Source organism: Streptomyces sp. NPDC055078 (genome assembly GCF_053607985.1).
Genome location: NZ_JBSGUP010000065.1, coordinates 1 through 22645 on the forward strand (window position 1 = coordinate 1; position 22645 = coordinate 22645).

A 22645-nucleotide genomic window follows, 5' to 3' on the forward strand; every position below is an offset into this window, starting at 1 on the left:
CAGTCCCGCTGCTGCTGAGGCCCTTCGCGGGGCGGTCACCGGAGGCGTCCCCGGGTGACCGCCCCGCGCGGCGGACGGCGCGGTGTCAGCGCTCAGCGGCGGTGCCCGCTGTCCCCGCCGTCGGGCCATGCCGACCCGATACGCGGTCTGGTCAGCGACGGCGGCGAGGGGGTGCGCAGATACTCGCGGTAGACGTCGTCCACGACGATCGGCAGCGCGCTGCCGAGGGCCTCCAGGCTGACCACCCCCTTCAGCGCCGCGACCCGGGCGACGGCGCTGTACAGGCCGAGCACGGCGGGGATGGTCCGGGGCAGTTCCTCCGCGATGCCCGGTTCGGCGGCGGCGCTCTGGGGATCGTCCCGGTTCCAGGGGACGATGACGGTCACCCCCGGCCGGTGCGCGGCGTTGAGCCTGAGCAGCCGCTCCAGCAGTTCCGGCACGCGCAGCGCCCAGCGGTCGACGAGCAGGATCAGCGGCCCGTCCAGTTCCGTGCGCGACTCCAGGCCGGCCAGTTCCTCGTCGAACGGGGTGACGTCCACCTGATGGTTCAGGGAGAAGGCGATCCCGGCGGCCACCTGCACCACCGGCTGGGCGGTGTCCGGCCGGTAGGGGTTCCAGTCGTCGGGGGTGGCGCCGTAGTAGCCGGGATCGCGGCCCGGGGGGAGGTTCGCGAGCGTCGGGGCGACCACGGCGAGCCGCAGATTGCCCGGGGCGCTGCGGCGGTTCCCGAACGCGCTCGGCGCGCGCCGGTAGTCGGCGGGGCGGCCGGGGGCGAGGTTGTTCTCCAGGGCGACGCGCACGATGTTCTTGGCCAGCTCCCAGACCGCGTGCTGGTACTCCTCCTGGAAGATCCGCAGTTTTATCAGGCCGTAGAGCCCCTCGGTGGCGTAGTGCTCCCCCAGCCGCTCGCTCAGATACTGGATCTCCTGCGCGGGACGCGGCAGTTGGTGCGGTGGGACCGGGGTCCACAGCGCGGGCACGATCGCGGACTTCGCGCGCTGCCCGTGCTTCGCCCGGTGGTGGATGGCCCGCTCGGCGAAGGCGTACCACTCCTTGCCGCACATCTCGCTGGCGAAGTAGCGCGGCGAGTAGAGCGGGACGAACACCCGGCAGGTCGCGAGCACTTCGCCGAGCCGGTCCGACCAGCCGTCGCCCGAGCGGATCTCCCGGTCCATGAAGCCGACCGCCGCACCGGCCGGCAGGTCGGTCATCGCCATCACATGCTCGCAGAGGTCCCGGAACAGCCGCTCCACCCACATGTCCGGATCCTGGCCCTCGGCGCCGTAGCGCGGTGTGTGCGCATAGCTCAGGAAGAAGAACGGCGGTTGTTCCTCCGCCCGGCCCCGGCCCGGAAGCGAGGGCCACCCGCCGGGCCCCGCGGTGGGGGGCTCAGGCAGGGCGTCCGGCGTCGTCCGCGGGGCGGTCACGCCGGTCACGCCGGTCACGCCGGTCACGCCGGTCACGGCAGTCGCCGGGGACACGGCGTCCGGGACGCCCGGCCCCCGTTCCTCCCCGGGGGTAGGGGCCACCGGTCCCCCGGCCGGTACGGGGACGGGCAGCCCCAGCGCGCGCAGCGTTTCCGCCGAGGCGGCGGCGAACGGCGCGACCCCCGCCGCGATCGCCGCGTCCCCGTGGGCGTCGGGCACCAGGGCGGGGAACCGGGAGGCCATCGACGTGTGGGCGGCGATGAACCGGCTCACCGCGTCATGGGTGCGCTGGGCGTCCCGGGCGCCGAGCCGGGGGGCCAGCCGCTCCCGTACGCCATCGCGGAACTCCAGCACGGGCCCGCCGCCGCTGTCGTCGGTGACCGACACCAGTCCGCCGATGACGACCTCGGCGACATCGGCGGTGGTGGCCCGCGGGACCAGTTCCTGCCGGACCAGATGGAGCAGGGCGGTGTTGAGCCTCGGATACAGGGAGCAGAGCACCGCGAGCCGCAGCGCGGACGACGAGGCGCGGTGCAGGAAGGCTTCGACCAGCCTGCCGCCGTCGGCCGTTTCGGGCGGGGGCGCGGCGGAGCGCGGGAGCAGCCCGGGGCCGGGGACCAGGACGGCCTCGCAGCCCCCGGGATCGCCGCGCATCAGCGTACGGGCCCAGCGCGCGACGGAGCGGGGCGAGAGGCCGACCACGGGCACCGGCAGCCAGGCCGCCCGCCCGGGGCCGGGTCCTGCGGTGTCCAGCAGGGCCGGTGCGGTGTAGCGGAGCCGGGTGTTGGCCGCGCCGGGGGCGGCGGCCGGGGTGACGGTGACGGCGGGCAGATCGAGTCCGCTCTGCCGCCAGATCTTCGGCGGGAGCGGATTGAGGAGCACGGTGGGCATGGCGCCGGACCACTCGCGGATCCGGCTCCACAACCGGTCGTCCCCGGGTGCGGCGGGTACGCAGTCCGAGACGACGAGCATCAGCCGCCGGGCCCGCGCGGGGGCGGGCGGCCCCCGGTGGCCGGTGGTGGCGTCCGGCTCCGCCGGGCCGAACTCCCGGACCCGCAGCGTACGGAAGACCCCGGTGCCGGCCAGGATCCGCAGCAGTTCGTCGAGCGTGTCGCCCCAGACGTTCATCGTGGGCGAGCGGTCGACGACGACGGTCAGATCGAACCAGCGTTCGGGGCTCGGCCGGAACGCGGGCACGAGTTCCCCGCTGCGGGCGTAGTCGGCGACGGTGGTGCCGATGTCGAGCCGCGCCCGGCGCCCGGCGTGCCACGGCCGCCCCAGGGGCCGCAGCGCGGTGGCGATCTGCCGGGCGCGCGGCAGGGCGGAGGCCCGGGGCACCAGGACCTCGCGGGCGGCGAGCGCCGGGGCCTCGCCGTGCGCCCGGCCCGGCGGACCGTACACGGGAAGCACCGCGGCGCCGTCCCAGCGCTCCAGCCGCTCCCGGGGGTCCGCCGGCGCGGAACCGGCGGGCGGGGTGCCGGAGCCGGCCGACCGTGCCGGGTGGTCGGTGACCGGTGCGCGGGCGGCCAGCCAGAGCAGTTCGGCGACCGCGACGGCGTCCAGGTCCCGGTCGAGTCCGCCGAGCGCCCCGACGACCGCCGCCAGCGGGTCGGGCGGCGGCGGGGACACGTCCGGGGTGTCAGGCACCCGACAGATCCTTCATCAGCAGGGCGATGAGACGTTCGCGTTCGTCCCCGGTGCCCGCCGGTCCTTCGAGCAGGTGCAGGGTGCCCAGCAGCTGGTCGACCGCCACGCTCTCACCGCCCGCCACCCGCCGTACGAAGTCGTCGACCAGTTCGGCGGCCGGACCGGCGTCGCCCACCTCAAGCCGCAGATGGCCGCGCACCACCTCGCGGATGAGGTCGGCCGTCGGCTTCGGCATGGTGAAGCGCACACAGCGGCGCAGAAAGGGGGCGGGCAGCTCCTGTTCGCCGTTGCTGGTCATCACGATGAACGGGAACTCGGTGCACTGCACATGCCCCTCGCGTACGAGATGGCGCTCCCGGCTGTCCCAGGCGCGCACCCGCGCCGCGTGCTGGCCCTCGCGCAGCAGCTCGGTGATGCGGAACTCGCCGCGCTCCAGCACATCGAGCAGATCACCGGGCAGATCGAGGTCGGCCTTGTCGATCTCGTCGATGAGCAGGGCCCGGGGGCGCGGGGCGGGCAGCAGCGCCGTACCGAGCTGACCGAGGGTGAGGAAGTCCGCGATGTCGTCCCGGCCCGCGTTCTCGCCGCCGCCCGCTCTCTCCAGCTGGAGGCGGTGCGCGTGGATGCGGCCGAGCGCGTCATAGCGGTACAGGGCGTCCGCGAGGGTGCTGCGCGAGGTGATGTGCCAGCGCAGTACGGGGCCGAGCGCCAGCTCATGGGCGACCTGCTCGATCACGGTGGACTTGCCGGTGCCGGGGCCGCCGGTGATCAACAGGGGCCGGCGCAGGGCGAGGGAGGCGTTCACGGCGTCGGTGAGGCCGCGCGGCGGGCGGAACACCTTCGCCGGTGAGGCGCGGGGAAAGGTGCGCCAGGGCGGGGGCGCGGGCAGTTCGGTGCCGGGCCTGGCGACGCCGTCACCCCGGTAGTACGAGTCCCACATCAGACTGTCCCCCTCATTCCTGGGTGTCCCCGGCCCGGGCGGCGGAGCCGTCCGTGGTCCGTGCGGTGAGCGCTCCCCGGCTCAGTGTGCCGGTCGCCGTGGTCTCCGCGGCAGGCGCCGCCGGCGCGGGCGCGGAGCGGAAGTACCAGCAGAAGCGCAGCCAGTCCCGGTCGTCCCAGACGGCACGGAGATCGGCGAGGTCGGTGAGGTCGGCCGGGTCGACGCCGCGCCAGCGGTCGCGGTAGGCGCGGGCCAGCGCGCCCGGCATGGCCCACCAGCTCGCCTCCAGGCAGCCGTGCCGCTCCTTGGGGAAGCCGTCCGCCGAGTGCGGCCACAGCAGGACCGGGGTGTAGGCGAGCAGCATCTCCATCAGCCGGGCGTCCGCTCCGGGGTGTTCGGTGAGCCCGATGCCGCGTGCGTAGCGGCCGTTGCGCAGATGGCCGCGCAGAATCTGCTGATCGGCGACGTCCTCGCGGACCAGCCAGTCGACGGGGGCGCCCGTGTCACAGCCGGAGATCGCCTCCCAGCGTTCGGCGATGGTGCTCTCGACGCTGCGCAGGACGGCGTCGGGGTTGAGCCGGTTGCTCCAGTGGAGCCGTACGTCGAACCGCACTCCCAGCAGCAGTGCCGTGCCGGCCTCCTCGGGCCGCCATTCGAGCAGCAGGGGGCTGGGGACGGCGATGTCGAGCCGCTTCAGCGGCAGGGCGAGGGTGCGGGCGTGTTCGTCGGCCCAGAGGACGGCGTTCTCCAGGGCCGCCTCGGCCCCCCGCCGGTCGGCCGTGCCGTTGGCGAACTGCTCGGTGTGGAGCATCGATCCGTCCAGCAGCAGCCAGGCGTCGAGGGTTTCCGGCCAGCCCCCGGCGAGGGAGGAGTGGAGGCTGACGACGAGGCCGAGCCGCCGCTGTTCGGTGCGGGTGGTGGTGTCCATGATGGCGTCGTTGACCTGGGCGGGGGCCTCGATGAGCCGTCCCCAGCCGAGGAGTTCGGGATCGTCGAGCCGTTTGCCGCACGCCTGCGCGAGCAGGGTGACGAAGCGGGCGACGGTGCGCCGGCCGTCCTTGTCGGACAGCGGGTGGTTGAAGGTCAGCTCGTCGATGATCGCGACATCGGTCAGGGGCAGTGCGGGTGCCGGTACCCGCCGTTCGGCCGCGAGCATGGCGTGCAGGGCGTGCCGCATGGCGGTGGTGGTGAGGTCGCCGCCGATCCAGGTGCGGATGAACGCCACCGTGTGCACGGCGAGGACGAGTCCGCCGACGGCGCGCAGGGCGCGGTCCCGGGCGGCCGACGGTGCGAGGGCGCTGAGTTCCTCGCGGCAGCGCAGGGCGTCCGCGAGACGGGCGTCGGGCACCGGGAGACCGGGGTCCACCGCCGCCAGGGCCTCGGTGAGTTCCTCCCGGGCGAGCCTGCCGCCCAGCAGACCGCCGAGGACGACCTCGCGGTCCCGCGCGTTGCGGGCGATCCACAGCGGTTCGGCCGGTGATCCGTCGTAGTCGAATCCGGTGACGCTCTGGCCGGGGAGCCGGGTACGGAGCGCGTTGCGCAGGTCGGGCAGTCCCAGCGTCGCTCCGGCGCCGGGCAGTCCGGACCGCAGCAGGGCGGCCAGTTGCCGGGAGAAGGCGAGGTCGGACGCGGTCTGGTTGAGGGAGGAGCCCATCAGCAGTGCGAGTCTGCTGTTGCCGTGCCGGGTGCCCGCGGTGAGGTCGTGGGCGGAGGGGAGCGCCCCGGCCGCGTGGCAGGTGTCGACGATGCCGACGACACCGGGGATGCCGGGGTGGTCGAGGGCGTCCGTGAGCAGTTCGGCCACATTGACCGACCCGTGTCTGATGTCGTCGTCGGAGTCGGCGGCCATCAGGCGCAGGGTGCCCGTGCGGCCGGGGGTGAAGCCGTGGCCGAGGAAGGCCAGGACCAGTATCGCGCCGCGCTGGGCCGCGTAGGTGGTGGCCCGCTGGACGGTGGTGGTGATCGTCCCGCTGGTGAGGCCGTCCCCGGTGACCAGCGCGGTGGCGCCCGGCGGCAGCCCGGGTTCGCACGCGCCGAGCGCGCTGTCGGTGAGGACCCCGTACAGAGTGGTGGCCGCTTCGTCCAGGAGGATCAGCCGCTCCATGGCGGCGCACTGGGGCGCGACGACCAGGACATGGCGCCGGGTGCGGTGGTGGGCCGTCATCGTCCGGCTCCTTCGTCCGTCATCCGTCATCCGTCATCCGTGACCGCCGCCGGCGGGCCCGGGGCCTGGCCGGGGCCGGGCCAGGGCTTCGGCGACAGGGGCCGCGACCTCGGCGCGGGTGAGGTACGACGTGGCGCAGTGGACCCAGGCACCGCCGGGAGCGCCGGGAGCGCCGTCTGGTCCGCCGATGCCCCCCGGTCCTCCGATGCCACCACCAGGGCCGACACCGCCCGGGCCCGTGCCGCCGGGTCCGGAACCACCTGGTACCCCGCCACCCGCACCGGTACCGCCGGCCGGACCGGTTTCGCGGCCGGGGCCGACGCGCAGGCTCACCGGTACCGCGCCCGTCCGGCCGGCCGCCAGGTCGTGTTCCCGCAGCGGCCCGCCGCCGAGGAGGTCGCCCCGGTCCCAGAAGTCGCACCACCGGCTCACCGGGCCGGGTACGCGCGGCGGCCGGGGCAGCAGCCGGGACAGGACAGAGGTACGCAGGGCGACCGGGGAGCCGAGGGTGACGAGCAGGGGCACCGGACCCGGGTGGCCGTCCAGGGCCTCCAGCGCGGCGACGGCACCGAGGGAGTGGGCGATCACCACGGCGGGCCCTTCGCCGAGCGCCGCGGCGACCCGGTCGCGGATCCGGCGGTCGAGGGTCAGTCCGCTGTCGTCCGGCTCACCGCGCGCCAGATAGCGGGCCACTTGGGACAGTTGACGGACCATGGTGTTCGGGGTGATCCACCGGGCCCCGCCCCAGGGTCTCAGCGGCAGCACGGTCGCGGCCACCCCGAGGGCGCGGCGCACCACGGCCTGCCCGCCCTGGAGCTGGGCGCCGATTTGGGGGGCGGCCTGCGCGCGGGCATGGTCGAGCTGTTGGCGTTCGTGGTCGTCCCGGGCCTCGGCGCGCAGGCCGTCCACCCACTCGGCGAGCAGTCCGGCGAGGATGCGCTCCTCGGCCTCCCGGGCAGCTCCCGCGAGGGGGTCGCCGTCGCCCTGGCTCTGGCCCCGCCCGAAGAGGTCGGCGTAGCAGACGAAGGAGGAGGCGACGGACGACCGCGATGTGTGTCCCCCGGCCACTTCCCCGGCGAGCCGGGGATGTCCGGCCGCGCGCAGGCCCGAGGCCAGCGCGCCGGTCCAGTCGGTGAGTTCGCGGTCCGGGTCACGGGCGCCGCCGATTCCGTGGACGAAGACGAGCCGTGGACGCATCTGCCGCTCTCCCCCCGAGTCCCCCTGGCACGGTGCGGTGTCGATCAGCGTAGCAACGGCGGCCGGGCCACGGGTCCTTCACTCGCGCCGACGGTCCCCGGGACGCCGTCGAGGGCGAACGGCGACGACTCCTGTGGTCCTCAACTCGCGCGGGCGGATCTGCGATATCCGTGTCGGCGACGGTGGTCTGCGGACCGCGGTCGCGAGAGGCGGCCGACCGTGGTGCCGCCCGCCCTCACGGGGCGGGCGGCGGTGGCGTACGGCCGCTCAGCAGTACTTGTAGTCGACCCTGGTCGAGTTGTACGAGCAGGTGTCGACCCTGGCGCCCGTCTTCTTCCTCAGCGTGGCGGTGTCCCTGTCGTTGTTCCAGACGTACGCCCTGCGGTTCTGGTACCGGTTCGCGGCGGTGTCCTTGCCCTTGCCGGTGCGGACCGTCACCGTCTTGCCCTTGCCGAGCGTGTAGGCACCGAATATGTACTTGTGGTTCGCCTTGTCGGTGACCGTCCAGCCCTTGAGGCTGACGGCCGCCCTGGTGGTGTTGCGGATCTGGACGTACTCGCCGTTCAGGCTGGCGTTCGACCGGAGGTCTTTGCCCGGGCTGTCGTAGTACACGCGGTACAGATGCACCGAGCCGGGAGCCGCCTGCGCGGAGGACGGCAGCAGGACGAGCCCGCCGAGACACGCCGCCGCGGCGGCCGCGGCGATGGAACGGGTGTGACGCATGCGCTTCCTTCTTGGTCATGCCGGGCACCCCCCAATTCCGGGCCCGGCGAGGCGCCCAGACTAGGGCCAAACCGCCCTCGGTGAAGAACTTTTGAAGAATGTGGACGAATCGCGGACCCGGGCCGCGAACCGGAGGCCGCGCGTCCGGCGCCCGGCTTCCCCGGGGGGCTTCGCGGCGACGAGCGACGAGCGCCGAGCGGTCATGGAAACGCGGCGCGACCTGCCGGACGGAGCGCTCAGCGCGCCGCGCGGTCAGCCGGCCGGAGCGCTGAGCCAGTCGGCGACGGCGGCGGCGATGGGCTGCCCGGTCTCCAGCTCGATGAAGCCGAACTGCCCGCCCTGGTTGCACTCCAGGAACCACCAGGTGCCCTCGGCGTCCTCGGCGAAGTCGAAGGCGCCGTACGCGAGCCCCGCGAGCTTCTTGTACATCGCGACGGCCCGCTCGACGCGCGGCGGGACCTCGACCTCTTCCCAGGGGTGTCCGGTCTCGCCGTACCGCCCGTCCACCTGCCCCGGCTCGGCGACCTTCCGCGCGGCGAACGACTTCTCGCCGACACTGGTCAGCCGGATGTCCGCGCGCTTGGCGATATACCGCTGGAACAGCGTGGGCCCTGCCGCCACCTCGGAGAAGTCGGCGTCGGGGGGGACCAGCGAGGTCGGCAGCGCCATCGGCGGATCGCTGGGCGGCTTGCCCGACACGGCCTTCACCACCACCTGCCGGTACTGGTCCGCGAACTGGCGGGCCACCCGCGGATAGGTGGTGATGACCGTGGCGGGCACGGGGAACCCGCTGCGATGGGCGGCGCGCAGTTGCCATGGCTTGAGCCGCGCCCGGGCGGCGGCGCCGGGTTCGTTCATCCAGCGCGCCGCCGTGCAGTCCAGCATTCCGTACAGTGCCTGCCCGCTCTCGGCGGACAGCCATGCCGAAGGTTCGGCGGCGTGCGCCGCCGGTTCGCCGGGCCTGCGTATCCAGATCGAACGCAGTCCGTCCATGCTCACCACGCGTCCGCCCGTGGACAGATAACCGCGGAACTCGCCCCGTACGTACTCGGCGGAGAGCGCGCCCTCACCGGGCAGATCGCCGGGGTCGAACCGGACGAGGGGGACGCCGCCGTCGTGCAGCCGCGCCACCACCATGTCCGCGGTCACATCCTGTTCGCAGGTGAGGATCAGCACCGTCATCGTGCGGTGCTGATCAGTCGTCGAAGTGGGTGGCGGAGCCCGCTGTCGAGGTGGTGGTGCCGACCGCCGCCAGCAGCGCCTTGTCGGATATGGCCGGACGTCCGTCGGGCAGGACGTTCAGCTGGAGAGCGGAGTCGTACGAGTACTGGTCGATGACGGGTGCCAGCTCGGCCGGACGTGCGTAGTTCCACGCGAACGGTTTCATGCTTTCTCCCTGGCCCACACGGGACTGTCTGGGGCCACTCTCCGTGGCCGCACGAGGAGCAATACGTCGAGATGATGTAGTCGACTCATCACATACCGTCATATTGCGGAAGACTGCGCGCCAGGAGGACGTCACCGAACCGGGCAGTCGCATATCCGCAGAGCGAACAAGCGTGTCCGCGCGGGTCGTTGGCGTATTCCTGACACCTATAGAGACGCTTGAACGAGCCATTTCGTGCACTCGGCAGGCAAGTGACCTCGGTCACCATTCGGCACAAGCATCCCGCCGCCCCCAATCACCCCAGCGTTCACTCACACCTCCCTCATCCGGTGAACACAGCGTGATATCGCGCTTCTCGTCAGTGAGGTCCGGGGGCCTCACACAAGGCGGACACGGCAGCCGGTGGTCATGGCCAACTCCGGGCGGACCCGGCAGGATCGAACGGCTCACCAGAATCGTACGAGGAAAGGCTGTGAATTCCATGAAGAGCGACGCCGCGGAGACCGCCGGAGTACCCGTTCCCGACACCACGCTCGCCCGGGAGGCGACCGAGCTGGTCCGGGACACCACGAGCCCGCTGGTCTACGACCACTCGCGGCGGGTGTACTTCTTCGGCGCTCTGCAGGGACACAACCGCGGTCTGTCCTTCGATCCCGAACTGCTCTACATCGGCGCCATGTTCCACGACCTGGGGCTCGGCGAGCGGTTCCACGACAGCGGCAGGCGCTTCGAGGTGGACGGCGCGGACGAGGCCCGGCGCTTTCTGCTGGGTCACGGGGTGCCGGAGGACAGCGTCCGCAGAGTGTGGACCGCGATCGCCCTGCACACCACCCCCGGCATTCCCGAGTTCATGGAACCGGAGGTGGCACTCGTGACCGCCGGTGTCGAGTACGACGTCCTCGGTATCGGCTATACGGACATCCCCGATACGGAGCGTGCCGCAATCGTCGCTCTCCATCCACGCCCGGACTTCAAACGCCGCATCCTCGCGGCATTCACCGACGGAATCCGCCCGAAGCCGCAGACCACCTTCGGCAATGTGAAGGCCGATGTGCTCGCCCACTATGAGCCGGGCTTCGAGCGCGGTGATTTCGTCCGGACGATCCTGGACTCTCCCTGGCCCGAATGACGTCCCCGGCGGGCTGATGATCTCGCATAGGTGCAGCAAACCCGGCGGTTCCCCGGGCCGCAACCGATTATCGGCCCGCCCGGAAGCGTCAAGGAGCGGCGGCCGGCCGCCGCGGCACCGGACTCCCCAGATAGTGGAACCCGGGCCTTGGGTGCATCAGGAAATCATGGTGCGAGATGTTCCAGGCGTACGCCCCGGCCATGGCGAACACCACCCGGTCGCCCGCGCGCAGTCCGGGCGCGGCGACCGAGCGCGCCAGGACGTCCTTGGGTGTGCAGAGCTGGCCGACCAGGGTGACGGGACCGCCCCCGGCCCCGGAGCGCGGCCAGGGGTGCTCCCAGCCGTCCACGGGGAGCACCGCGCACGGCTGGTCGTGGCCCTTGGTCGCGGGGGTGCGCAGATGGTGGGTGCCGCCGCGGACGACGGCGAACTCCTCGCCGTGGCTGTGCTTCACATCGAGCACCTCGGTGGCGTACCAGCCGCAGTACGCGGTCAGCGCCCGGCCCGGTTCGATGCGCAGCACCGGGCCGGGGTGGCCGCCGGCGAGCCGGGCGAGGCCGTGGCCGAAGGCGGCCCAGTCGAACCGGGCGTCCGGGCGGGCGTAGTCGACGGCCATGCCGCCGCCGATGTTCACCTCGCGCGGCGCGATGCCGTGGCGCGCGGTGAGCGCGGCGGCGAACCGGACGATCGACTCGGCGACGGCGAGCTGCCGCGCGGCGGTCAGCCCGCTGGCCAGATGGGCGTGGACGCCGAGCAGTTCCAGCTGGGGCAGGCTCCCGTCGGTCAGCAGCCGTACGGCGGTGTCCGCCTCGCCCGGGTCGATCCCGAACGGCGCGGGACGGCCACCCATGGCCAGCGCGGTGGTGGCCAGCACGTCCCCGGCGACGGGGAGGTTGAAGCGGAGCAGGACCGCCGCCCGGCGGCCGGCGCGGGCCGCGAGACCGGCCAGCATGCGCAGTTCGTGGACGCTCTCGACATGGAAGCGGGCGACGCCCCGCCGCAGGGCGTCGGCGATCTCCCCGGGTGTCTTGCCGGGGCCGCCGAAGGCCAGCGGGCGGCCGGGCACGGCGTCGGCGACATGGGCGAGTTCACCGCCGGACGAGACCTCGTAGCCGTCGACGTACGGGGACAGGGCGGCCAGGATCTCGGCCTCCGGGTTGGCCTTGGCCGCGTAGTACATCTCGACGCGGGCGGGCAGCGCGGAGCGTACGGCGCGGGCGTGCGCGCGCAGACCGTCGAGGTCGTAGAGGTAGGCGGGCAGCCGTTCGGCGGGCAGGGCGCGGGCGAACGCGCGCACGGCGGGCGGGACCCGCACCCGTACGGGGGACTCGCGCGGGCCCGGGACGGGGCCGGGGGAGGGTGCGGTCGGGGCGGACGGCTCACCGGCGACGGGTACGGTCCGGGCGGCCGGCTCACCGGGGGCGGGTACGGTCCGGGCGGCCGGTTCACCGGGGGCGGGCGTGGTCATCGGGGGCTCCAGTCGGCGTCGGCTCGGGTCGCTTGGGACAGCACATCCTCGGCGAGCGGGGACGGCAGGCGCACATAGCCGGCGTCCCGGTCAGCCGAACGTTCCCAGCGGGCCAGCAGATTCGCCTTGGCGGGCAGCGGTACGCCCGCCAGCAGGGCGCTGAGCCGGGGCGGACAGCCGTGTTCCCCGGCGTACTCCTGAAGAGTGCGGCGGACCTCGGCCCACAGGGCCGGTTCGGTCTGCGGGTGCAGATCGGCGAGCGCGGCCAGCAGTTCGGCGATGTGGTTGACGAACAGGCAGTACACGACCCGGTCCCAGCCGCGCCGGTCGTCGTAGGTCAGCGGACCGGCCACCTCGGCGGGCAGTCCGGCGAGCGCCCGCGCGTGGTGTCCGGGCACCAGCTTGGTGCCCTCCAGGTCGCGGAACAGGATCTGGGCGGGGGCGCCGTCGGCGTCGACGCAGACGATCACATTCTGCAGATGGGGTTCGAGTACCAGCCCGTGGTCGAACCAGGCGGCCAGGACGGGCGGTACGAGCAGCCGCAGATAGGCCCGCCACCAGGCGAGCGCCGCCGCCGGGCCGCCGCCCGCCAGCCGGGAGACATGGGCGGGCCCGGTGGGGTATTCGTCGGCGACCGCGGCGGCGAGCAGCGGTGTCGTCCCCGGGCGCAGCCGGTGGCCGAGCCCTTCGCGCACGATCACGCCGAAGCCCTCCAGCAGCCCGATGTCGGGGCGGCCGTCCGGTCCGGGGAGGGCCAGGCTGCGGTAGGCGGGTTCGCGGAGCATCCCGGTGCGCGGGTAGCGGACCGCGAGGTCGGCGAGGGCGGGGGCGAGCAGCCGGGTGAGGGCGACGGCGCCGGACAGCTCGTAATGGGCGTTCTTGCGTACACAGTTGGTGATGCGGACGTTGAGGCTGAACTTCAGGAAGGTCTCGCCGTCGTAGAGCGTGCGGACGGATGCGGTCGGGGTGAAGTGCCGGCTGCCTGGCCCCAGATCGAGGATGTCCCCGCACGCCAGGGCCGCCCGCAGCGCGGGCCGGGAGCGGAGCTGTTCGTACTGCCAGGGGTGGGCCGGCAGCAGCCGGTATCCCCCGGGCACCGGCCGCAGCCGGTCCAGCGGGTCTGCCGCCCCGGGCTCGGCGCACTCCTGGGCGACGAGCGCGTCGCGGACGGCGAGCAGCCGCAGCGGGAAGGAGACCCCGGCCTCGGGGGCGTGGGCGGACCAGGCGGCGGGGTCGCCGCTGTGGGCCTTGGGGGTGGGGTGGAAGCGGTGGCCGAGGACGAGCGACTGCTCGGACGCCAGATAGGTCGTCAGCGGGCCGTCGCTCACGGGCGCGCGGTGCCGGTGGGCGGTGAGGGCGGCGGAGACTCCCTGGTGGCTCGCGGCGAGCTGGGGCAGGAACTCGTCGTTGCGCACCCCGGTGCGCAGGGAGAGTTCCGCGTGGGTGTACTCGGCGAGCCGCCGCCAGCCCACCTCGGCCCAGCCGGGGCCCCGCTGCTCGGTGACCGGGCCGGTGAACCGGTGGGAGCCGAGCAGCGAGGTACGGCGCAGGGCCACCCGCAGCAGTACGCCCCGGCGCGGCAGCCGCAGCAGCAGGTGCCGGCCGGTGACGGCGGTCTGGTGCTCGGGTCCCGACACCTCCCGCAGCAGGCAGTTGAGCAGGGTGTGGGCGACGGCATCGGCGGCGGTGGGCAGTGCGGCCGGCGGCCCCGCCGACGGCGCGGGCAGATCGGGGGTGGTACTGGTCATCGCCGCTCACTCCCCCGCGCCAGATAGTTGGGGCCCGTGCCGTAGTGCTTGTTGATGTCCAGAGCCCCTGATCTCTCCTTGGCGAGCAGGGTGCCCGCCGTGACCATTGCCTTGATGGGCAGCTGCGCCGCGTCCAGGACATGGGTGCGCAGCAGGGCGCCCATCTGGCCGGGCCCGGTGCCCAGGCGTCCGGCCGCGTCGGCGAGCCGGTCGCGCAGGAGGGCGAGCAGCCGGTCGAGCGGCGCGTGCCCGTGGCGGGCGAGCCCGAAGGCGTACGCGCCCGCGCACAGATGGACGGTGATGGTGGTGAACAGGTCGAGTATCGGCCCGTCGCCGTCGGTGAGGACGCGTACGTCGTCGAAGTCGCCCGGGAGCGGGCCCAGGGTGGCGCGCAGCCGGGCCGTGTTGACGCGGGGGCCGTCGTTGTCCTTGAGCAGGAGCCGCAGCCGGGTGGCGCCGTCGGGGGCGTCCAGCAGCAGGGAGATGTTCTGCTGGTGGGACTCCAGGGCGATGCCGTAGCCGAGGAGGGTGGTTCCCCAGTCGAAGAGCAGGGTGACCAGGGCGTCGAGGAGGGCGAGGGTCTCGCCGCCGTAGAAGCGGTCGGCGAGCGCGTCGATGAGCAGCCCGTGCCCGGGCACGGGGCTGAGCAGGGCGGCCATCGGGACGACGGCGGTGCCGTCGAGTCCGGCGGGGAGACGGCGGACGAGGACGGCGAGCAGTTCGTGTCCGGCGTGGGCGTAGCTGGTCTCGTCCGCGTGCAGGACGGTGTCCCGGAAGCGGGGCTCGCGGGCGATGACCGCTTCGAGCAGCCGCTGGCCCGCCGCCCCGTCGACGAGGGAGCCGGGTTTGATGGTGCGCCGGTTGAGCCGGCCCAGGGTGGAGGTGGCGAGGGGCAGTTTGAGATGGACACGGGGGTCGGCGGTCAGCGCGACGGTCCGCATGGACAGGGTCGGTACGGCCCGGGGGTGCGGCAGCCGGCCGGTCAGGACGGCGGCGTCCCGAAGTCCCAGGGCGTGCAGGGCGCCGCGCAGTGGCCCGCGTGCCGTCAGCGGGTGGACGGGCAGCACGATCCGGTCGCGGTCGCCGCCGGGCGCGGCGGGCGGCGGGCCGAGGACGTCCGGGTCCCAGGCCCGGGTGGTGACGCGCTCCCGGGGCAGGGCGAGCCAGTACAGCGGGAAGCGGGGGTGGAACTCGGGGGCGTAGGCGCGCAGCTCGGCGGTACCGAGCCCCGAGCGGCCCCGGGCCGTGGGATAGACGGGGTGGTCCAGGCGGGCGGCGAGTGTGTCGAAGGCCAGGGCGGCGGCCGGTCCTGTCCAGTCCGCCGGGTGGTCGCCGTAGCGGTCGAGGAGGCCGGTGACGACCTCGTCGTGGGTGGCGGTGTGCAGCCGCCGGGCGGTGCGGGCCTGCCGGCACTCGGCGGCGTAGACGGTGAAGCCGTCGCGGTCGCGGGGGTCGGCGAGGGCGGCCAGCGCCGTCAGCACCCCGTCGGCCGTGGTCAGTTCGCTGCCGTCGGACTCCCGTCGCAGCAGGGGGAGCCGGGTCTCGGTCCGGCACTGGAAGCCGGGGGCGGTGTCCCGGACGGGCAGCAGCCAGGCGTCGCCGTCCGCCGCCGCGAGCCGCAGCCAGCTGCCGTCCGGCCGGGCCACGGCTGTGCTGCGGGTGCGCAGTCCTACGACGTCCTCGCGCAGCAGCGCGTCGAGCACCGGCAGCAGATCGGCCCCGCTGTCCGTGTCGGTCGGGGTCGTCGGCGTCGTCGGCCTCGGCGTCGTCGGCGTCACGGTGTGATCTCCCAGCTCAGTCGGTTGAGGAAGTCGTCCACGGCCCGGTCCACGGCCTTCTGGTCCGTCCCGGTGGACCGGACCACACCGAGGAAGTCACGGTTGGTGTGGTACAGCTCGTGGCGCTCGCCGACGGCCCGCGTCGGACGATAGGTCAGCCGCACTCCGCCGGACGTCACCTCTGCGGGCCCCGGCGCGGCCGTCAGGGTGCCCGCGCGATCCGCGCAGGGGTAGGCGAGCCGGGCCGCGCCGTCGGTGCGTGCCCCCAGGTCCGCCGGGAGCGGTTCACCCAGATGCGTACGGAGAATGTGTTCGAAGAGGGGGATGCCGAGCAGTTCGGCCAGCAGCAGATCGCACTGGTCGCCGATGGCGCGGTAGTTGACCTCGATGATGCGGGCGCGGCCTGCGCCGTCCACGACGAATTCGGTGTGGCAGGCGCCGAACCCCACACCGAGGGCGTCCAGCCGGTCGAGCACCTGGGCCTCGACGGGCCCCGGGTGGGCGGCGACGTACGACATCCGCTCCTCGATGAAGTACGGCAGGGGCGACAGCTCGGTGTGGAAGCCGCCGAGGACATGGAGGCGCTCGCCGTCCCCCAGTGTCTCCAGGGTGTGCAGTTCGCCGGGCAGGTACTCCTCCGCGACGAGGGCGGCGCCGGGGCGGCGGGCCCGGATCTCCTCGTAGCGCCGGAGCAGGTCGCCGGGGTCCTCGACCCGTATGACGTCCTCGCTGGCCACGCCCTCGCGCGGTTTGAGGACGCAGGGGAACGGGACGTCGAGCGCGGCCAGACCGGCGGGGTCCTGGCCGGGTGTCAGCTCCACCGCGCGGACCGGGTCGGCCCCCTTGCCGCTGATGGTGAGGTACCGGCGCATCTCCGCCTTGTCCTTGGTGCGCAGCGTGGCCCGCCAGCTCTTGGCGGGGAGACCGAAGTAGCCTGCGGCCAGGGCGGTCTGGGTCTGGAGGTGGTCGCTGTTGCTGAAGACCGCGTCCGGGGTGCGATGTGCGGAGATCCGGGTGATGACGGCGTGATAGTCGCGTACGTCACAGCCCAGGATCTCGACGCCCGGGTGGTGCGCGCGGGCGCGGGCGCGGTGCGCTTCCGGCTCATCCGTCAGCAGGGTGATGCCTATGCCGAGCCGGCGTGCGGCGGGCAGGAATCCCTCGGTGACCGAGTCGGTGGGGTTGAGGGCGAGAACATACATCTGCATGGGTGAATTACTTCCGCGCGCACATTCACTGGGCATGGGACAGACGTGGGACAGGCAGGAAAGCGTCAGGGCCGGCCGAGGCGGTCCGCCCTGCGGGCCGGGGAAGAACTCCCTGGTCGCAGCGGCTCCGGCTCGCTCCGGATCACCACCCAGGAGCTTAGGTTAGGCATCCCTAAGATTGCCAATTCGCCATGTCGTCACCCCAGTTAACGATCTGGTCCGACGATGTGGTTAAGGTGAGCCTTGCCTTCGTCACCTCCTTTCCGCTCTGTGAGGAGTACCCGTGTCACTGGCCCCGGCGCTCGCACCTGCCGGAGCTGCCCTCAGCTGCTCCATCCTGCTCTCATCCACCTACCGCAGGCTCACCGCCGTGTGCGAGGCACTGCATGTGGATGTCGCGGAACCCCACTCCCCCGCCGCCCAGGGCTGGATCGACGGCGCGGAACTGGCCTGCCGGCCCGAACTGCTCGACGCCCTCCTCGACACGGAGGCACGCCGTATCCAGGACACGTACGCGCACACGGCCCGGCCCGATGTGGTCGCCTCCCGCGCGCTGCACGGGTTCCTCTGGTCGGTCTGTCTGCTGCTGAGCGGCCCCTGGTACCTGGAACGGCGGGTGCCTCGGCTGCGGCCCTCCGACGTCCGGGTCAGCCGGACGAGTGACGCCTACGCGGTGGTCCCGGGCGGCTTCGCGTGTCTGCCCGACGACCCGGCGGCGGGACTGCCCGGTGCCCGGGTGCTCGCCGACGAGGCGGCGCTGCGCGACGAACTGCGCGCGGCCGTCGCCGATCAGGTGCGCCCGCTGCTCGCGGCGATCGGGCCCCGGGTGCGGCGGGGGCCACGGGCGCTGTGGGGCATGGTCACCGACGATCTGATCTCCGGGATCTGGTACACCGGCCGGATGCTCGGCGACGAGGAACGGGCGATCGCGGAGGTCGGCGAGCTGCTGCCGGGGCCCGTGCCGCCCCTGCGGGGCGGCGCCGGATTCCGCCGGCTGGCGGGCCGTGACGGCCGCTCGTATCCGACGCGTACGCGGGCGGGGTGCTGTCTCTTCTATACGATCCGGCCCGCCGAGGCGTGCGCGACCTGCCCCCGGACATCGGACGCGGAGCGGGTGCGGAGGATCGAGGACGACGCGTGAGTGCCGGAGCGCCGGGGTGTTGACCGCGCGCCGGGGTGCGCAGTCCTTACGGGGTGCGTCCTGACGGGGTGTGCGGTCCGGGCGCCGGGGTGTTGACCGGGGTGCCGGGCGCATGGCCCGGGTGCAGGAGGTTGACCCGGGTGCAGGGGGCGGTCCGGCCGGCTGCGGGCGGAGTCGCGGACGGGAGCCGACCCTCCGAAAACCGGCTCACGGCCGACTTCTCGTCCGCGACACAGCTCAGCGCGCTGGTCAATGAGACGCTGGTGGGGACCTGACGACCCGCGCACCCGCCTGGGGCGGCACCCGCGCCCGCCGGTCCGGGGCGGACCGGTGCCACCGCACCGGGGAGCCATCGCGCACCGGTGGCACCGTGCACGAGCAGCGCCGTGCACGACCGCCCCACACGCATGGCACCGCGTACGACCGCCGCGCACCGGCACCGAAGGAGGCGATCTCCCGTGCTCTTCAAACGCGCCGTGCTGGACGCGATCGCGACGGGCGACATCGATCTGGCGTACCGCGTCTGGCGGACCCCCCGGGTACGGGCCGGTTCCCGGATGCGTACGGCGGTCGGGGTGCTGGAGGTGGTGTCGGTCGAGGCGGTCGAGCCGGACCGGATCCCGGCGCGGGACGCCCGCCGGGCCGGATACGCCTCGGCGGACGCCCTGCGGGCCGAGCTGACGGGGCGCGAGGGCGCCGCCCACCGCATCGAACTGCGGCGCGTCGGCGACGATCCCCGCGCGAGCCTGCGCCTCGACGACGCACTCGACGCCACGGCACTGGCCGAGCTGCGCCGGCGGCTCGACCGGCTCGACCGGGCGTCCCGGCACGGCGCGTGGACGGTGCGGGTCCTCACCCTGATCGCGGATCACCCGGGCACCTCGTCCACCGCACTCGCACCCCGCGCGGGCCGGGAGCGCCCGGCGTTCAAGGCGGATGTGCGCAAGCTCAAGGAGCTGGGCCTCACCGAGAGCCTGGAGGTCGGCTACCGGCTCTCACCGCGTGGTAAGGCCGCGCTCAAGGCGCTGCGGGACGACGGTGCCGACTCCTCCCCAGGCGCGGGCGCTCCGGCTGAGTAAGGATGGAAAGAGGCAGGCGACCGGCCCCTGCGCAGGCTCACAGGAGGCCCCCATGGAGTACGCGGAGAGCTATGAGCTGGTCTTTCCGGCATCGGGCACCGAGGACGACACGGTGATCGTCCGGCGCACCGAGAAGTCCGGGGCCGGAGGCTATCCCGTCTACGAGGACGACAGCGGCATCGTGCGCGCGGAGATCAGCGAACGGGGCGAGGTGCGGATGCTCGCGAGCGGCGGCCATCAGGCCCCGGGTATGCCGGTGACGGTACGCCCGCTCGGTGTCTGACCCGCAAACCGGACCTTCCCGCCACCGGCCCGGGGCCCGGCCCCGCCCGGCGCAGGCGCCACGGCCCCCGGAACCGGAGCACGCCGTACGGCCCCCGTGGGCCGGGGCGGGCGTGCGTCAGCGCCACGCGCCCCCACCCGCGCGGAGCGCCACGCGCCCCCACCGCGCGGACACCGAGAAGGCGGGTGCCGCCGGCCGACCAGGCGGGTGCCGCTACCGGACCCGCTCCCCCGACTCCAGCGCGGCGAGCGCCGACCGGAGCCGCGCCGCCCTGGTCTCGGGCGTCCGGGCCCGCAGCAGGGAGAGGATCACGGCGTAGCGGTCGGTCCGGCCGAGTTGCTCGAAACGGTCGTTCGCCCGCGCGTTCCCGGCCAGTGCGGCGGCGAGGTCGGGCGGGACGACCGCCGTCCGCTGTGAGGCATAGGCCGCGTCCCACCGCCCGTCCGCCTTCGCGGCGTCGACCGCGGCGCGGCCCGGCGCCCGCATCCGGCCCTCGGCTTCGAGCGCCTCGACCTTGTCGACATTCACCTGCGACCACTGGCTCTTCGGCCGTCTCGGGGTGATCCGCTGGAGGTAGTACGAGGCATCGAGCGACCGGCGCTGGGCGTCGATCCACCCGTAGCAGAGGGCGACATCGATGACATGGCCGGGAGCAACCGAGCGGATGCCGGAACTCTTCTTGGCGAGCTTCAGCCATACCCCGGTGCCCAGGTCGTGGTGCTCGGCGAGCCATGACTCCAGTCGGCCTTCGTCCTCGAAGAAGAGGACGTCCGCGCCCTCGAACGTCTCCATACGCTCCCCGTCGTCCCGATGGACTGGCCCATACCGGTGGCCGGTGTCAGCGACCCGTTTCGCATCCCGTGTGGGACACGACATCACATCGTGGGCTTGGCGTCGACAGCAGTCCGGGCTTAGGTTAGGCATACCTAAGTTTCTTCGATCTGTGGAGATCTGGATGCGCCGCCTCTTCAACGCCCCCCTCCCACAGCCGACCAGCGCGGAACGGATCCGGTCGATCCTGACGGCAGCCGACTCGATGACCGTCGTCACGGAGGAGGGCCGCACCGAGGTCTCCCGGCTGGACGGCCCCGGCATCACGGAGCACGTTCATCTCCATCCCTCGATGTCACGGGAGTGGGACAGCGCCCCGGACCCCACCGCGGGCGGACCGGTCCGCGCCATCCTGGAGTTCACCGACATCGCGCCCACCCCGGTGCGGGACCGGGTCCGGGCCCGGGTGAGCCTGGCCGGCTGGCTGCTCGACTCCTCGCAGCACGCGGCGCCGGAGGGCAGCCGCTGCATGGAGTTCGCGCATGCCGTCCTCGAATCGGACGGCGACCGGGTCAGGGTCCGCCTCGACGAGCTGATGGACGCCGACACCGATCCGCTGGCCACCTGCGAGGCGGGCATGCTCACCCATCTCCTCGACGACCACAGCGATGTCGTGGGGCTGCTGCTCCGGCTGGTGAAACCGCGTGTCACCCAGGGCGTCCGGCGCGCGCTGCCGGTCGCCATCGACCGCTACGGCATCACACTGCGGCTCGAATACGCGAGCATGCACGAGGACGCGCGCCTGCCCTTCCCCGCCCCGATCAAGGACGTGGACCAGGCGGGAGCACGTATCCACTCCCTGCTCAACACGGCCCGGCACCGCTCACCGCGGAGCTGGCTGATGAGCGATTCATAGCTTCCGCACGCGTAGTGGACCGGGACCGGCGGGAACCGGTCGGGACCGGCCGGGCCGCCGGAGTCGGACAGCGCCGGACGGTCCGGGCCGGTCCCGGTTCTCAGGAGGCGCGACCGCTGCCGCTCCGGTTGCTCCTCATCGCCACCGCCGTGCAGACCAGCCCCAGCAGGAAGGTGAGACCGCCGAGAATGGCGTTGGTCCAGATGACTCCCTTGTCCGGGTTACTGCCCACGATCCAGGGCGCGATGATCAACCATGCGCCCATCGCGCACATGGCCCAGCTCAGGCCGTACATTCTCTCCGGCGTGACGGTGAACCCGAGCGCGAGCACGACGATCGCGATGCCCATGATCAGATTGTGGGTCGCGAGGGCCGGCTGACTGCCCGAGAAGTGGACGATCCACGGGGACACCGCGCACGCCAGGCCGACCAGGAACACCGGGCCGTCCACGAGGGCCACATCGCGCCCTCCGAGCATGCGGGCGTAGCGGTCCCGCATTTCACTGACATCGGGATGACCCGCGAGATCTCCCCTGTGTGAGACGTCGGCCATACGACTCGCCTCCTTCTGTGCGTCGCGCGTCTGACCGAGTTGCGCGCTGCGAAGCCGCGCCCTTTCATTTTGCTCTTATCTTTTCCTTATCGGTAGTCATACGGACCTGAAGGTTCCACTTTCTGCCGGTTCCGCGCGGCCGGGGCGTACGGGGCGGGAACCCCGGTCCCGACGGCTCGCCCTCACCCATTTGCCGCACCTGCGCCCCCGGTCCCCACATCGACGGGAAAGCGCAGGTCAGATGAGGTTTTCCGGGGACAGGACGCCGGGGTGGCGGGAACCGGTGCGGTTGCCGGGCACAAGCGGGCTTCCCACGGTGAGTGCCAGACCGCTCCAACTCTGGAAGGAACCCCTGAATGCGTCTCGCCTCCCCCGTCAGTCGAGTCCTCGTGCCGCCCGCGCTGTGTGCCGCCCTGGTTCTCACCGCAGTCGGCCCCGCCGCCGCGCTCACCTCCGCACCCGCCCCGGCCACCGCGGTGGCCTCCGCCGACTCGCCGGTTCCCGGCGCCGGTGAAGTGGAGCGGCACATCGACTCGCTGCGGGGCGCCCAGGGCGTTCCGGCCGCCGTGACGGAGCTGCTCGACGCCGTACTGGCCGCCGACGGCGGCCAGTTGTCCCCGGCCACGGCCGCCCTGCACCGCGCCGAAGTCAGGGACGCGCTCGCCGCCGCTGAGGCGAACGCGGACCCTGCCGTCCGCGCGGACACGGTGAACGACGCGCTCGCGGCTCTGCGGACGGCGCTGGACAGCCTGCTCCAGGTCGCGACGTCCGGCCTCACCGGTCTGGTCGGCTCGGCGGTCTCGGCCGTGACGGGTCTGCTCGGTACGGTGACGGGTGTCCTGGCGGGGATCAGCCCGCCGGCTCTCCCGGTGGACACCACGGTTCCCGCCACGCCCGCGCTGCCCACGACCGGGGACATTCCGGCCACGCCCGCGCTTCCCGCCACGGCCGGCGTCCCCGCTGTTCCAGCCGTGCCTGCGGTTCCGTCCGTCCCGGCATCGCCCTTCGACGCGACCGCGTTCGCGATGCCGGGGATGCCCGCCGTTCCGGCACTGCCCTGACCGACGGCGGCGGGCCCACCGGCGG

19 protein-coding genes are annotated in these 22645 nt (G+C 73.3%); 6 read left to right on the forward strand and 13 right to left on the reverse strand.

Annotated elements, in window-relative coordinates; translation table 11 throughout:
- Positions 1-92: 92 nt before the first annotated feature.
- From ACWF94_RS08620 to tgmA, 7 genes are all read right to left on the reverse strand, one after another.
- A complete protein-coding gene (locus ACWF94_RS08620) occupies positions 93-3074 on the reverse strand; it encodes a TIR-like protein FxsC (RefSeq protein WP_453486020.1) in 2982 nt (993 codons plus the stop codon).
- Positions 3067-4017: an AAA family ATPase gene (locus tag ACWF94_RS08625; protein WP_453486051.1), complete on the reverse strand. Its 951-nt coding sequence runs from the start codon at positions 4015-4017 to the stop codon at positions 3067-3069. Before ACWF94_RS08625 ends, ACWF94_RS08620 begins: the two co-directional genes overlap by 8 nt.
- Before the next feature lie 10 nt (positions 4018-4027).
- Positions 4028-6178 carry a vWA-MoxR associated conflict system protein gene (locus ACWF94_RS08630; RefSeq protein WP_453486022.1) on the reverse strand — a complete coding sequence of 717 codons (2151 nt, stop codon included), beginning with the start codon at positions 6176-6178 and terminating at the stop codon, positions 4028-4030.
- Positions 6179-6211: 33 nt separating this feature from the next.
- A complete protein-coding gene (locus ACWF94_RS08635; RefSeq protein ID WP_453486023.1) occupies positions 6212-7375 on the reverse strand; it encodes a hypothetical protein in 1164 nt (387 codons plus the stop codon).
- Between the two features lie 267 nt (positions 7376-7642).
- Positions 7643-8098: a lamin tail domain-containing protein gene (locus ACWF94_RS08640; RefSeq protein ID WP_453486025.1), complete on the reverse strand. Its 456-nt coding sequence runs from the start codon at positions 8096-8098 to the stop codon at positions 7643-7645.
- Positions 8099-8350: 252 nt separating this feature from the next.
- Entirely contained in the window at positions 8351-9280 is a 930-nt protein-coding gene (gene tgmB, locus ACWF94_RS08645; RefSeq protein WP_453486027.1) for an ATP-grasp ribosomal peptide maturase, read from the reverse strand.
- Positions 9281-9293: 13 nt separating this feature from the next.
- Positions 9294-9485 (reverse strand): putative ATP-grasp-modified RiPP, encoded by a 192-nt coding sequence (gene tgmA / locus ACWF94_RS08650; protein WP_453486028.1) that lies wholly within the window; start codon positions 9483-9485, stop codon positions 9294-9296.
- A 481-nt stretch (positions 9486-9966) separates the two neighbouring features.
- Here tgmA and ACWF94_RS08655 point away from each other — a divergent pair, with 481 nt between their 5' ends.
- The gene (locus ACWF94_RS08655) at positions 9967-10614 is read left to right on the forward strand and encodes an HD domain-containing protein (protein ID WP_453486030.1); all 648 of its coding nucleotides are present in this window, start codon (positions 9967-9969) and stop codon (positions 10612-10614) included.
- Positions 10615-10702: 88 nt separating this feature from the next.
- Here ACWF94_RS08655 and ACWF94_RS08660 read toward each other — a convergent pair whose 3' ends face one another.
- The 4 genes from ACWF94_RS08660 to ACWF94_RS08675 all read right to left on the reverse strand — a co-directional run bounded on the left by ACWF94_RS08660 (position 10703) and on the right by ACWF94_RS08675 (position 16816).
- Positions 10703-11929, reverse strand: coding sequence for a type III PLP-dependent enzyme (locus ACWF94_RS08660; RefSeq protein ID WP_453486052.1), 1227 nt, complete (start codon positions 11927-11929; stop codon positions 10703-10705).
- 149 nt (positions 11930-12078) lie between these two features.
- Positions 12079-13830, reverse strand: a complete 1752-nt coding sequence (locus ACWF94_RS08665; RefSeq protein ID WP_453486032.1) for an IucA/IucC family protein — start codon at positions 13828-13830, stop codon at positions 12079-12081.
- Positions 13827-15608 (reverse strand): IucA/IucC family protein, encoded by a 1782-nt coding sequence (locus ACWF94_RS08670; RefSeq protein WP_453486034.1) that lies wholly within the window; start codon positions 15606-15608, stop codon positions 13827-13829. The genes ACWF94_RS08665 and ACWF94_RS08670 overlap by 4 nt, the downstream gene beginning before the upstream one ends.
- Complete coding sequence (locus ACWF94_RS08675) at positions 15605-16816, reverse strand: ATP-grasp domain-containing protein (protein ID WP_453486036.1); 1212 nt, start codon at positions 16814-16816, stop codon at positions 15605-15607. The genes ACWF94_RS08670 and ACWF94_RS08675 overlap by 4 nt, the downstream gene beginning before the upstream one ends.
- Before the next feature lie 283 nt (positions 16817-17099).
- On the opposite strand from ACWF94_RS08675, the gene ACWF94_RS08680 reads away from it, so the two are divergent.
- From ACWF94_RS08680 to ACWF94_RS08690, 3 genes are all read left to right on the forward strand, one after another.
- Complete coding sequence (locus ACWF94_RS08680; protein WP_453486038.1) at positions 17100-17957, forward strand: (2Fe-2S)-binding protein; 858 nt, start codon at positions 17100-17102, stop codon at positions 17955-17957.
- Positions 17958-18415: 458 nt separating this feature from the next.
- Entirely contained in the window at positions 18416-19036 is a 621-nt protein-coding gene (locus ACWF94_RS08685; protein ID WP_453486040.1) for a hypothetical protein, read from the forward strand.
- A gap of 52 nt (positions 19037-19088) precedes the next feature.
- The gene (locus tag ACWF94_RS08690) at positions 19089-19319 is read left to right on the forward strand and encodes a DUF6296 family protein (protein WP_453486042.1); all 231 of its coding nucleotides are present in this window, start codon (positions 19089-19091) and stop codon (positions 19317-19319) included.
- A gap of 213 nt (positions 19320-19532) precedes the next feature.
- Here the strand turns inward: ACWF94_RS08690 and ACWF94_RS08695 are convergent, their stop codons facing one another.
- Positions 19533-20111, reverse strand: a complete 579-nt coding sequence (locus ACWF94_RS08695) for a YdeI/OmpD-associated family protein (protein WP_453486043.1) — start codon at positions 20109-20111, stop codon at positions 19533-19535.
- 163 nt (positions 20112-20274) lie between these two features.
- On the opposite strand from ACWF94_RS08695, the gene ACWF94_RS08700 reads away from it, so the two are divergent.
- Positions 20275-21006, forward strand: coding sequence for a DUF2470 domain-containing protein (locus tag ACWF94_RS08700; RefSeq protein ID WP_453486045.1), 732 nt, complete (start codon positions 20275-20277; stop codon positions 21004-21006).
- 100 nt (positions 21007-21106) lie between these two features.
- Here ACWF94_RS08700 and ACWF94_RS08705 read toward each other — a convergent pair whose 3' ends face one another.
- Positions 21107-21559 (reverse strand): SPW repeat protein, encoded by a 453-nt coding sequence (locus ACWF94_RS08705; RefSeq protein WP_453486047.1) that lies wholly within the window; start codon positions 21557-21559, stop codon positions 21107-21109.
- 356 nt (positions 21560-21915) lie between these two features.
- Here ACWF94_RS08705 and ACWF94_RS08710 point away from each other — a divergent pair, with 356 nt between their 5' ends.
- Entirely contained in the window at positions 21916-22620 is a 705-nt protein-coding gene (locus ACWF94_RS08710) for a hypothetical protein (RefSeq protein WP_453486049.1), read from the forward strand.
- Positions 22621-22645 lie beyond the last annotated feature (25 nt).

Bases quoted from the DNA above. Each gene is read 5' to 3' on its own strand.
- tgmA (WP_453486028.1), bottom strand. From the start codon at position 9,485: ATGAAACCGTTCGCGTGGAACTACGCACGTCCGGCCGAGCTGGCACCC.
- ACWF94_RS08705 (WP_453486047.1), bottom strand. From the start codon at position 21,559: ATGGCCGACGTCTCACACAGGGGAGATCTCGCGGGTCATCCCGATGTC.
- ACWF94_RS08665 (WP_453486032.1), bottom strand. From the start codon at position 13,830: ATGACCAGTACCACCCCCGATCTGCCCGCGCCGTCGGCGGGGCCGCCG.
- ACWF94_RS08655 (WP_453486030.1), top strand. From the start codon at position 9,967: ATGAAGAGCGACGCCGCGGAGACCGCCGGAGTACCCGTTCCCGACACC.
- ACWF94_RS08640 (WP_453486025.1), bottom strand. From the start codon at position 8,098: ATGCGTCACACCCGTTCCATCGCCGCGGCCGCCGCGGCGGCGTGTCTC.
- ACWF94_RS08700 (WP_453486045.1), top strand. From the start codon at position 20,275: ATGCGCCGCCTCTTCAACGCCCCCCTCCCACAGCCGACCAGCGCGGAA.
- ACWF94_RS08695 (WP_453486043.1), bottom strand. From the start codon at position 20,111: ATGGAGACGTTCGAGGGCGCGGACGTCCTCTTCTTCGAGGACGAAGGC.
- tgmB (WP_453486027.1), bottom strand. From the start codon at position 9,280: ATGACGGTGCTGATCCTCACCTGCGAACAGGATGTGACCGCGGACATG.
- ACWF94_RS08675 (WP_453486036.1), bottom strand. From the start codon at position 16,816: ATGCAGATGTATGTTCTCGCCCTCAACCCCACCGACTCGGTCACCGAG.
- ACWF94_RS08710 (WP_453486049.1), top strand. From the start codon at position 21,916: ATGCGTCTCGCCTCCCCCGTCAGTCGAGTCCTCGTGCCGCCCGCGCTG.
- ACWF94_RS08635 (WP_453486023.1), bottom strand. From the start codon at position 7,375: ATGCGTCCACGGCTCGTCTTCGTCCACGGAATCGGCGGCGCCCGTGAC.
- ACWF94_RS08630 (WP_453486022.1), bottom strand. From the start codon at position 6,178: ATGACGGCCCACCACCGCACCCGGCGCCATGTCCTGGTCGTCGCGCCC.
- ACWF94_RS08690 (WP_453486042.1), top strand. From the start codon at position 19,089: ATGGAGTACGCGGAGAGCTATGAGCTGGTCTTTCCGGCATCGGGCACC.